The sequence below is a fragment of the Corallococcus sp. CA047B genome (assembly GCF_003612065.1).
In the GTDB taxonomy this organism is placed as follows: domain Bacteria; phylum Myxococcota; class Myxococcia; order Myxococcales; family Myxococcaceae; genus Corallococcus; species Corallococcus praedator.
In genome coordinates this window covers 1-11,240 of sequence record NZ_RAWD01000308.1, presented here as the reverse complement: position 1 = coordinate 11,240, position 11,240 = coordinate 1, and the positions used below count along the sequence as shown (strand labels likewise).

General features: G+C 72.0%; 6 protein-coding genes. All 6 read left to right on the top strand.

Annotated features, from left to right (window positions below; all coding sequences use genetic code 11):
- The first annotated feature begins 8 nt into the window (after positions 1 to 8).
- Positions 9 to 1,751: a PP2C family protein-serine/threonine phosphatase gene (locus D7X74_RS33375; RefSeq protein ID WP_233602365.1), complete on the top strand. Its 1,743-nt coding sequence runs from the start codon at positions 9 to 11 to the stop codon at positions 1,749 to 1,751.
- A gap of 8 nt (positions 1,752 to 1,759) precedes the next feature.
- The gene (locus D7X74_RS33370) at positions 1,760 to 4,273 is read left to right on the top strand and encodes a tetratricopeptide repeat protein (RefSeq protein WP_120537049.1); all 2,514 of its coding nucleotides are present in this window, start codon (positions 1,760 to 1,762) and stop codon (positions 4,271 to 4,273) included.
- Positions 4,270 to 5,196 (top strand): PhnD/SsuA/transferrin family substrate-binding protein, encoded by a 927-nt coding sequence (locus tag D7X74_RS33365; protein ID WP_233595912.1) that lies wholly within the window; start codon positions 4,270 to 4,272, stop codon positions 5,194 to 5,196. Before D7X74_RS33370 ends, D7X74_RS33365 begins: the two co-directional genes overlap by 4 nt.
- Positions 5,197 to 5,431: 235 nt before the next feature.
- Positions 5,432 to 7,996: a TonB-dependent siderophore receptor gene (locus tag D7X74_RS33360; protein WP_120537047.1), complete on the top strand. Its 2,565-nt coding sequence runs from the start codon at positions 5,432 to 5,434 to the stop codon at positions 7,994 to 7,996.
- A 25-nt stretch (positions 7,997 to 8,021) separates the two neighbouring features.
- Positions 8,022 to 8,849: a hypothetical protein gene (locus D7X74_RS33355; protein ID WP_341870449.1), complete on the top strand. Its 828-nt coding sequence runs from the start codon at positions 8,022 to 8,024 to the stop codon at positions 8,847 to 8,849.
- Between the two features lie 4 nt (positions 8,850 to 8,853).
- Positions 8,854 to 11,240: serine/threonine-protein kinase (locus D7X74_RS33350; RefSeq protein WP_199741952.1), on the top strand; the 2,387-nt coding region annotated here is incomplete at its 3' end.

The following is an 11,240-nucleotide window of genomic DNA, read 5'->3' as shown; positions in this document are numbered from 1 at the left end:
CCTCCGACGTGCCCACCGGGTCCACCCCGCCTCCACCTCCCGAGTACACCGGCACGCATTCCCGGGAACTCACCGCCCTGCGTGGGGAGCACACGGCCACCCGGATGACCGGAGCGATGGGGCTGCCGGCGACGGAAGGCACGCACACCCTCATCGCGCCGCTGGAAGCAGGCGAGCTGCCCAACGTGGCGGCCATCCGCGGGCTGCGGTTGGATCAGCTGCTGCTGCTCACCACCGGCGCGATGGTGATCATCATCGTGGGGCTGCTGGCGGCCCTGTCGGCGAAGACGACGGAGTCGCAGCTCACGGAGGCCTCGGACCGCTTCACCCAGCGGCTCCAGTCTCAGGCGCGCGAACTCGGTCAGACGGTGAGCCACACCCTGGCGCTCACCTCCGCCACCAGCCTGCGTGACAACAACTACGCGTTCCTCACGGAGGTGGCGCGCTCCATCATCGCGGACAACCGCAACATCCTGCGCGTGCAGATGTTCGACGCGGACTCGCAGCTCGTCGCGGACAGCGACCCGGCCGCGAAGCTGGGCTCCTCTGGGGGCCGCACCGCGGAGCGCCGCTGGGCCAGCGCCTTCTTCAACGGGCAGCCCGTCTTCGAGTTCCAGGAGCCGCTCGACTACGGCGCGCAGGCCGGCAAGGGCGTCGTCGTCATCAGCTACTCGCTGGAGGAGCTGCAGAAGCAGCTGCACGAGCTGGAGGAGGCCAACCACGCCGCGGTGCGCGCGAACACGCTGCGCATCGTGGGCCTGGGCCTGGGCTTCGTGGTGCTCGCGGGCGTGCTGGCCGCGTACCAGAGCCGCCGCATCACCAAGCCCCTGGGCGTGCTCACCCACCGCGTGATGCAGCTGGCCGCCGGTGACCTGGGCGCTCGCGCGGGCACGGCGCCGGGCGCGGGCCGCGAGGTGACGACGCTGGGCGTGGTGTTCAACCACATGGCAGAGCGCATCAAGGTCCTGCTGGAGGACGTGCGCGCCAAGGCGCAATTGGAGCGCGAGGTGTCGCTCGCGCGCACGGTGCAGGAGACGCTGCTGCCCGGCCGCGAGGCGGTGACGGTGGGGCCCCTGCGGCTCGCGGGGCTGGTGGTGCCGGCGGACGCGTGCGGCGGCGACTGGTGGTTCCGCGCCGCGCTGGATGACCGGCGCGTCGTCATCGGCATCGGGGACGTGACGGGCCACGGCCTGTCCACGTCGCTGGTGGCCACCAGCGCCACCAGCGGCTTCGCCTCCGCCATGACGCTGCGCGAGCCGTCGCAGGTGCACGCGCAGATGCTCATCACCGCGCTCAACGTGACGCTGGCCAACGTGGGCCGGGGCGAGCACCAGATGTCCAGCGCGCTGGCGGTCATCGACGTCTACAACGGGCAGATCGACTACGCGGCCGGCGGCCACCCCGCGGCGGCCGTCTTCAACCGGACCACGGGCCAGATGGCGTCGCTGCCGGCGCGCGGTCCGCTGCTGGGCGCGAACGTCGCGTCGGAGTTCACCTCGCGCCAGGCGCAGCTGCGGCCCGGCGACATCGTCGTCTGGTACACGGACGGCCTCACCGAGGCGCGTGACGGCACCAACCGCCTGTACGGCACGCAGCGTCTGGCCGCCGCGCTCCAGGCCAACGCCCACCTTCCCGCCGACGCCCTGCGCGACGCGCTCCTCGCGGACGTGCGCGCCTACAGCGCTGGCCAGCCGCAGCGCGATGACATCACCGTCATCGTCGCCGAATTCAGCCCCGCCCCCTCGCCTTGATGAATCGCATGCGCCCATCCTCCCGCTCCCCGCGCCGCGTCTCCACCGCGCTCGTCCTGCTGGCCACGCTGGCCGGCCCGCCGACGGCGCTCGCGCAGTTCCGCCCGCCGCCCGCCACGGAGGCCCAGCGCCTCTCGGAGCAGGGTGAGCAGGCGCTCGTGTCCGCCAACGCCGCCGCCGCCAAGGGCGACAAGAAGGAGGCGGAGGAGAAGTTCCGCCGGGCGCTCCAGCTCTTCGAGCAGTCGCTCGCCCAGGAGCCCCAGTCCGTCATCACCGCCGCGGGCCTGGGCAGCGCGGCCAACGCGCTCCAGGACTTCCAGCGCACGGTGGCGCGCCTGCAGCCCCTCTTCGCCCAGAACCCCGGGGAGCTGTCGCTCGCGTATCCCCTGGGCACGGCGTACTTCAAGCTGCGCCGCTTCAACGAAGCGGTGCCGGTGCTGGAGCAGGTGGCCGCCGCGGATCAGCCCGACCACCTCATCGTCCACTACTACCTGGCCAGCTACTACCTGTACGCCCAGGACGGGAACCGGGCGGTGACGCGGCTGCAGCGCTACCTGGCCCTGCGCCCGGAGAAGCTCGCCGGCAACGACTTCCAGATCCACGAACTGCTGGGCAAGGCGCACCTGCTGCGCCGGGACGCGCCCGCCGCGCGCGCCGCGTTCGAGAAGTCGCAGGCGGGCCGGGCGGAGTCCGCGCCCGCGCAGATCGGCCTCGCCGCCGTGCTGGAGTTGGAAGGCCGCGTGCCGGAAGCCCGCGCGCTGCTGGAGCGGCTGGTGACGAAGTTCCCCCAGGCCGCGGAGCCGAAGGAGCGCCTCGCGCGCCAGTACCTGTCCGCGGGGGATGTGCCGCGCGCGGAGGCCCAGGCGCTGGCGCTGGTGAAGCTGGGCGCCACGCCCGCGTCGCACCTGCTGCTGGGTGACGTGCGGCTCGCGCAGAAGCAGCCCGCGCAGGCGGAGGCCGAGTTCCGCAAGGTGCTGGAGCTGCAGCCGGGCCTGCTGCTGGGGCAGATCGCCGTGGGCAAGGCGCTCCAGGCGCAGGCGCGTCACGAGGAGGCCATCCAGTTCCTGGAGACCGCGGTGAAGTCGGGCGGCGGCAGCCTGGAGCTGTGGGCGACGCTGGGCTCCGTCAACCGCCGCGCCGGGCGCTTCCAGCGCGCGGTGGAGGTGCACCGGCGCGTGGTGGAGATGGCGCCGCGTCAGGCCCTGGGCTGGATGTTGCTGGGGGCGGATCACTTCGCCACCGGCCAGTGGGATCAGGCCATCGAGGACTACGGCAGCGCGCTCCAGGTGGAGCCCAACCACCCCGGCGCGAAGCAGTGGCTGGCGCGGGCTTTGGCCCACCGCGCGCGGGATCGCGCCGGCACGCAGCGCATGGACGACGCCGCGCGCGACCTGCGCCGCGCGTACGACCTGGACCGCTCCGTGGCCATGGGACGCCGGCTGGGCGCGGTGCTGCTGGACAGCCGTCAGTACGTGGAGGCCCGGAAGGTGATGGAGGGCGCCGTGACGCTGCCCGGCGCGACGTGGCGCGAACACCTGCTCCTGGGCTACGCCCGGCTGGGCAGCGGGGACGCGCAGGCCGCGCTGGCTGCCTTCACCCAGTCCGGCGAGGCCACGCAGGAGCCGGATCAGCGCGCGGAGGCGTCCGCGGGCGCCGCGCTCGCGGAGGTGGAGCTGGGCCAGGTGGACGCCGCCGTGCAGCGGCTGTCGGATGCTGGCCCGTCCAAGTCCGCCGCGAAGGTGGCGGAGGCGAACCTGCCGCGCGTGCTGGTGCGCCGGGCCCTGGCGAAGCTGGAGGCAGGGGACGCCGCCGCGGCGAACCGCGACCTGGACGCGGTGGACCGCCTGGGCACGGGCAAGCGCACGGACCTCGCGAAGCTGGCCACCTTCGCCCGGGCGCTCACCCGCGCGGAGGAGGGGAAGTTCGCGGAGGCGTCGTCCGGGCTCAAGCGCGCGCTCACCCCCGTGCCGGATTGGGCGTGGTCCAACACACGCGCGCTCTCGGACGCGTGGGTGCTGTACCGCCAGGGCAAGGTGGCGCCGTCGCGCAAGCTGCTCGCCACCGCCCAGAAGAAGCCCATGCCAGGACAGCCCCGCTGGATGGGCGCGCTCACCGGCGCGCTGCTGCGGCGAGAGGCGGCGCTCGCGTACGCCTCCGGCAACATGAAGGCGTCGGAGAAGGCGCTGAAGGCCGCGCTCGCCGTGACGCCTGAAGACGCGGTGGTGCAGCACAACCTGGCGTGCGTGGACTGGCGCCAGGGGGACACGTCCAGCGCCCTGGCGACGTGGAAGCGCCTGGAGCCGAGCGTGGCCGTCGCCGCGCTCAACCTGGGCATCGACGCCCAGGAGCGCCGCCACGAACCCGCCGAGGCCGTGGACGCGTGGCGCCGCTACCTGGCGGCGGGCGCGGGCCCCCGGGCCGCCCAGGTGCGGGAATGGAAGGATCGCCTGCAGGGACTCTACGGACTGGGAGACGCCTCCGGCGCCAACCCGGCCGGGGTCACCGCGGAGGAGACGCCGTGAAGAAGACGCCCACTTTTGTCGCGCGGTGCGGCCTCGTGCTGTTCGCCGCCGTGCTGTTCCTTGTTGCCTCCCCCGCGTCCGCGGCGCCCAAGAAGGCGACCCTGGGCGTGTTCCTCGCCACCACGCTGTCGGATGGCCAGGAGCGCTTCCAGTACGCCGAAGCGCTGGCCCAGAAGCTGGAGGCCAGCCTGGGCCGCCCCGTCGCCGCCCGCAGCTTCGGCCGCTACGAGGACTTCTCCAAGGCGGTGGGGGAGGGGCTCATCGACTTCGCCGTGGTGGACGCCTGGGCCGCGGTCCAGTTGGGCGCCAAGGCGCAGCCGGTGGCGTACGCGCCGCGCTCCGGTGAGACGCAGCAGCGCTGGGCCATCATCTCCACCCAGAAGGGCTCCGTGAAGGACCTGGCCGGCAAGCGCATGGCGGTGGTCAAGGGCGCGGGCTCGTTGGATCCGAAGTTCGTCTCCCACGTCGTCCTGGGCGGCGACCTGGACGCCCAGAAGCACTTCAAGCTGGTGCCGGTGCCCAACGTGGAGTCGGCGGTGAAGATGCTGGAGGCCAAGGGCGCGGAGGCCGCGCTCGTGCCGGTGGCGCACGCGCCCAAGGACCTGCGCGTGCTCTTTCGCAGCGGCCGGGTGCCCGGCGCGGTGCTGGTGGAACTCAAGGGCTCGGGAGACTCGCTCTCCCAGTCCCTGTCCGCCGTGGGCGCGGTGGCCCCCTTCGACGCCTTCGCGGCCATCCCCGGCCGTGAGTTCGAGGACTTCCGCAAGCTCGTCACCCAGGGCCCGCCGCGCCGCCAGCCCGTCCTCGCGGACGCGCCCGAGCTGCGGGTGGAGACCCCCGCGCTCGTGCAGTCCGAGTCCCTGGGCCCCGCGCTGCCGCCCTTCACCGACGATCTGGCCGTCACCAGCGAACAGCCGGATGACTGAGCGCGGCACGGGTGATCCGCCAGCCCTACCCAGCGTGTCGCGTGACACGTTTTACTGGATCGACAGCCGCGACTTGGCCTTAGGCCAGTTATTGCGGTAGTTTGAGAAGTCGAGCGGAACGCCTCCGTTCAGGGGTGGAAACTCGCCCCTGCGGACGATTGCCAGTCGCAACGGCTCTGGACCCTGGCGAACGGAACCGCGGACATCGCTGCTTCCCCTCGTGGAATTGAGAACGATGGACTCGACTGTGTACGGTGTGCCGCGAAACAATGCGGTCAAGAGGTTTCCGGAGCGTCTGGGCGCGCGAGCGTGCATGACGTTGGTGATCTGTGTCCTGGCCCTGTTCTCGGTGGAGCGTGCCGAGGCCCAGGAGTCGCAGGATCCGGCGCCCAAGGCGACGCGCACGAAGCCCGCGCGCAAGCGAGCGACGCCCGCCGCGGGCGCCAAGCCTCCGCGCGCCGTGAAGCCGCGCAAGGGTGCGAAGCCCGTTCCCGTGCCGGAGCCGGAAGTCCTGCCGTCCGGCACCGGGCCCGTCACCGACGAGCCCGCCCTCGCCGCGGAGCCGCCGGCGGATCCGCCGCTGGGAGGCAACCCGTACGCGGGCCCGTCCGTCGCGGATCCGGCCCCCTACGTGTCCCCGGCCTCTCCTCCGACGTCCACCCCCGGCGGTCCGCTGCCGTCGGACGCGCCGTCCAACCCGCCGCCTCCCGCCGCGTACGGGAACCTGCCCCTCCCGGCCGCGCAGCCGGACAACGTGCCGGACCGCGCGCCGTTCACGGAGCCCACGCCGGACCGCGCGCTGCCGCCCCCCTCCGGCCTGGCCGGGCTGGACGGCCCGGACTCGCTGACGCCCGACTTCGAGGCGTCCGTCAACCAGGTGCTGAGCGAGGCCGTCGTCACCACGGCCGGCAAGCGCAAGCAGCGCATCTCCGACGTGCCCCTCACCGTGTCGTGGATCCCCGCGGAGGAACTGGAGGGCACCGGCCAGTTCTCGCTCTGCGAGGCCATCCAGTACTTCCCCGGCATGGAGTGCCGCCGGGGTTCCATGCGCAAGGCGGCGGTGAGCGCGCGCGGCCTGGGCTCCAACTACCTGTCCAACCGGCTCCTGCTGCTCAAGGACGGCCGCCCCCTGACGGATCCGTGGACGGGCCAGTTCTACGCGGATGAGACGACGCCGCTCGTGAACCTCAAGCAGGTGGAGGTGATCCGCGGTCCCGGTTCGTCCCTCTACGGCTCCAACGCCTTCAGCGGCGTCATCAACATCATCGAGCGCCAGCCCGGCGACCTCATCGCCAAGGGCCAGAACGTGGGCGCCGACGCGCGCATCCTCGCCGGCCAGGACAAGACGTGGCGCCTGCAGACGAACGTCGCCGGTCGCGGCGGTCCGGTGGAGGCGCTGCTCGGCTACTACGGCTTCGGCTCGGACGGCCCGCAGCTCTTCAACAACCAACAGCTGGGCCAGACGGACACCAACGAGGACTCGCTGGTGCACCAGGTGAACGGCAAGGTCCGCGTGGGTTCCTTCGCGCTGGACGCGGACTTCACCGACGCCAACATCGGCCGTCCCGGTGGCCAGAACATCTCCACCGTGGGCAACTGCGGCCGCTGCCACTACACCGCGCAGGACAACGAGCACGTCCAGAACCTGAACGCGTCCGTCCAGTTCGATCAGCCGGTGACGGACAACGTGCGCGTGTTCGCGCAGGCCTACACGTTCTTCAAGCGCCGCGACGTGGCGCTGGAGAATGAGCTCACCGGCGCGCTGGAGAACACGCTGGGCAAGCGCAGCCGCCTGGGCGGTGAGGCGCGCGCCCTGTTCTCGCTCGACAAGCTGTCGCTCACCGTGGGCGGCGACGTGAAGGCCGACCAGGTGAACAACCAGAACGTGCTGCCGGGCCTGGGCCTGGACGACACGAAGCAGACCATCCTGGGCGGCTTCGTGGACGCGGAGTTCCGCGCCACGGACCGGCTGGTGTTCGGCGCGGGCGCCCGCTACGACAACTACCAGATCCCCGAGCGCGTCTGGGAGGCCCGCACGGATCAGATCTCCCCGCGCGCCAGCGTCGTGTTCCACGCCATCCCGGAGCTGCTCACGCTGCGCACCAACTACGGCCGCGCCTTCCGCGCGCCCACGCTGGCGGAGCTGGCCATCAACCAGCAGATGTACGCCGCGACGCTCCTGGGCAACCCCGGCCTGCGCGCGGAGACGCTGGACACGGTGGAGGCCGCGGTGGACTTCTGGCCGCTCGACCGCCGGGTGCGCCTGACGGGCACGGGCTTCTACAACCAGGCCAACAACTTCATCAACCAGGAGCTCCTGTTCGGCTCCACGTCCCAGTTCAAGAACCTGGGCGACGCGCGCGTCGTGGGCTTCGAACTGGAGGCCGCGGCGCAGGTGCCGCAGCTCAACTCCTCCTTCGACGTCGCCTACCAGTTCCTCAACGCCAAGGCGCTGCCCCTGGACGGCGGGCCCAGCTACCCGCTGGACTACGCGCCCACCCACCGCGTCTACCTGCGCGGCCGGACCAACATCGGCAAGTACGCCTTCGTGGAGCTGTACGGCCTGTTCGTGGGCCCGCGCTTCGATCCCGGCTTCCTCGTGGACGAGAACTCGGGCACCGCCACCCGCGTTTCACTCCCCAGCTACATCACCGCGACCGCGCGTGTGGGCTTCAACGTCCACGAGCGCGTGGCCGTCTCCTTGCTCGGGACGAACCTCTTCAACGCCAAGTATGAAGAGTCCCACGGCTTCCCTGCACCGCCGCTCGGCGTCTTCAGTGAAGTCCGGCTGCATTACTAGGGCGTTGTTGGATAGCGTTGCCTCCGTGAAGGACACCCCCCTGAAGTTGACGCCGGACACGTCGATGACGCCGGAGGCGCTGGACAAGGCCTCCGGGGTGCTCGCGCGGGACGGCCTGTTGCTGGGGCGGGGCGAAGGTGCCGCGCCCCAGCTGGTGCTCTTCGACGGGCGCCTGAACCCCGCGCACGCGGCGCTGCTGGAGCGCGAGCCTCCGGCGCTGCTGCTGGCGACGCGGGACCCGGGAGGACAGCCTTCCTCCTGGGAGGTGCGCCTCTTGGGCGCGCTGCTTCGCGGCGGGGCGCTGGTGCCGGAGGAGGCCTCCGTGTCGCGCGAGGTGTTGGGCAGCGTGGCGGACGTGACGGCCGCGGGCGAGCGCGCGGCCGAAGCGGTGATCCAGGCGGGCGGCTCGAAGGTGGCCGCCAGCCGGGTCGCGGATGTCGTGCATGAGATTGGCGTGAACGCGCTGCTCGACGCGCCGGTGGACGACGCGGGGCAGCCGAAGTACGCCCACCGCCGGGGACAGGTGCAGGCCGTGGCGGAAGAGGATCGCTGCCTGCTGTCGTGGGCGGTGGTGGACGGCCGCGCGTGGCTGGAGGCGACGGACCGCTTCGGCCGCCTGACGACGTCCCCGCTGGTGCGGGTGGTGAAGGCGTGGGGTGAGAAGGCGCAGGTGGACGCTTCCGGCGGTGGCGCGGGCCTGGGCCTGCGGCGCATCCTGGAGCACAGCGACGCGGTGGCGGTGCGGGTGAGCCCGGGGCGGAAGACGCAGTTCGCCTGTGGGGTGGACCTGGGGGATGCGCGCCGCAGGGCCGCGCAGCCCAAGTCGCTGCTGTTCTGTCTGGAACGAGGGTAGGCGGGTGGAGAGCCAAACTTCCAATGCCAGCATCACCTCCCTGCGCGTGGGCAGCCTGCTCCACGTGCGCGTGGCAGGGGTGATCGACGAAACCTTCCCCCTCACCCCGTCCTCCAAGGGCCTCTCCGGCCTCGTGGTGGTGGACCTGGGGCTGGTGGAGCGCATCAGCTCGTTCGGGGTGCGCCGGTGGATTGAATTCGTGGGCCACCCGCCGCAGGGCGTGGCGGGGCTGTACGTCATCAACGCGCCGCCGGTGGTGGTGGATCAGCTCAACATGGTGGAGGGCTTCGCCGGCGTCGCGCGCGTGCTCTCCCTGTTGGCGCCCTACACCTGCCGCTTCTGCAAGGAGGACCGGCTGCGGCTGGTCCGCCTGGTGGAGGAGGCGAAGGTGTTGGATCAGGCGGGCGCCCCGGAGCACCACTGCCCGGTGTGTTCGCAGCCGCTGGAGTTCGCGGACGAGCCCACGGAGTTCTTCGACTTCGCGCGCCGCCAGCAGTTCTCCGCGGTGGACCCGGCGGTGCTGCGCTACCTGCGCTCCAGCATCCCGTCGGAGCCGTCCGAACTCTCCTCGCACCTGAAGATCGTCCAGGACGACATCACGTTCATCACCCTGGCCAGCGTGCTCAAGGGCGACCTCAACGTGCGCCGTCTCGCCTCCGGCCTGGAGGGCCGCGTCGCGTTCGACTGCTGCCACGTGAGCACGGTGGAGCCGGAAGCGCTGCCGCGCATCGAACAGGTGCTGGAGGTCGCCTCGCAGGGCGCGCAGGTGGTGCTCTGCCGCGTGCCCCCGCCGATGCTGGCCGTGCTGTCGAAGTCCTCCAAGGCGCTGCCGGCGAAGCTGGCCACGCTGTGGCTGCCGTGCGACTGTCGCAACTGCGGTCAGGTCACCCACCAGCGCATCCAGACCTCCGAGTACCTGGAGGTGCTGCGCGCCAAGGGCAGCATGGATCGCGTGTGCCCCATCTGCGGCGGCAACGCCCGGGCTCCGGCGCTGGCCCAGTTCCAGGGCCTGCTGGCACGCACGCCGCTCACCGATGGGGCGCAGGACGACATCGAGGCCCTGGAGCAGCGCGCGCTCAGCCAGTACCTCTTCGGCGCCACCAACTCCGAACCCGGCAGCAAGAACACGTCGCCCACGGACGTGCATTCGCAGGGCAGCGGCCGGGTGCAGATCATCCGCCGGCTGGGGCAGGGCGGCATGGCGGAGGTGTTCCTCGCCAAGCAGCAGGGCGTGAAGGGCTTCGAGAAGTTCGTGGTGATGAAGAAGATCCTCGCGCAGTTCGCGGAGAACCCCGAGTTCGTCGACATGCTCTTCGCGGAGGCCCGCGCCAACGCGCGCCTCACGCACCCCAACATCGTCCAGACCTTCGACGTGGGCGTCACGGACGGTGTCGCGTACATCCTGATGGAGTACGTGCGCGGCCCGGACCTGAAGCGCCTGCTCACGGAGCTGCGCCGCAAGGGCATGGCGCTGCCCCTGGAGCACGCGCTGCGCATCGTGGCGGAGGTGGCCGCGGGCCTGCACTACGCGCACAGCTACGTGGACCCCTCCGGCACCGCGCACCCGGTGGTGCACCGCGACGTGTCCCCGCACAACGTGCTGGTGTCGCTGGACGGCGCCATCAAGCTGTCCGACTTCGGCATCGCCAAGGTGCAGGGCGAGGAGCAGACGCAGGCGGGCGTCATCAAGGGGAAGATCTCCTACCTGTCCCCGGAGGCCGCCAGCGGCCGCCCGCTGGACTGGCGCAACGACGTGTTCGCGCTGGGCGTGGTGCTCTTCGAGCTGCTCACCGGACAGCTGCCGTTCCGCCGCGACCATGACGCGGCCACGCTGGCGGCCATCGTGCGCGAACCCGCGCCGGTGCCCTCGCAGTTGCGGCCGCACATCCCGCAGGACGTGTCCGACCTCATCCTGCGCGCGCTGGTGAAGGACCCGGCGCGCCGCACGCCCACCGCGGCGGCGATGCGCGAGGAGATCGAAGCCGTCATCACCCACCACCGCCTCTCCTCGTCGCCCGCGTCGGTGGCGCAGTACTTCAAGGAGACGCTGGGGGACCGGCTGGTGGAGTACGCGCCTTCGTCCGCCAGCGGCCCGGGAACGGGCTCCAACCCCCGTTCGCTGATTCCGGGCACGGGTTCGCACCCGAAGCCGTTGGGCCCGGGTTCCAGCCCCGGCTCCGGTTCGGGCGCCATGCGGGCCCCGTCGGACCTGTCCCGGCCGCCGGTGCGCGGCTCGGGCAGCATGCCGAGGATGGAGGCGGAAGTGCGGCCGCCGCCGCCGGTGGCCGCGCTGGACGCGGAGCGGGGCACCGAGGTGGTGTTGTCGGTGTCCGAGCCCCCGCGCCCGCCCCCGGTCGCCGCGCCCGCCCCCCGGCCCTCGCGCCCCACGGG

Bases quoted from the DNA above. Each gene is read 5' to 3' on its own strand.
- D7X74_RS33360 (WP_120537047.1), top strand. From the start codon at position 5,432: ATGGACTCGACTGTGTACGGTGTGCCGCGAAACAATGCGGTCAAGAGG.
- D7X74_RS33370 (WP_120537049.1), top strand. From the start codon at position 1,760: ATGCGCCCATCCTCCCGCTCCCCGCGCCGCGTCTCCACCGCGCTCGTC.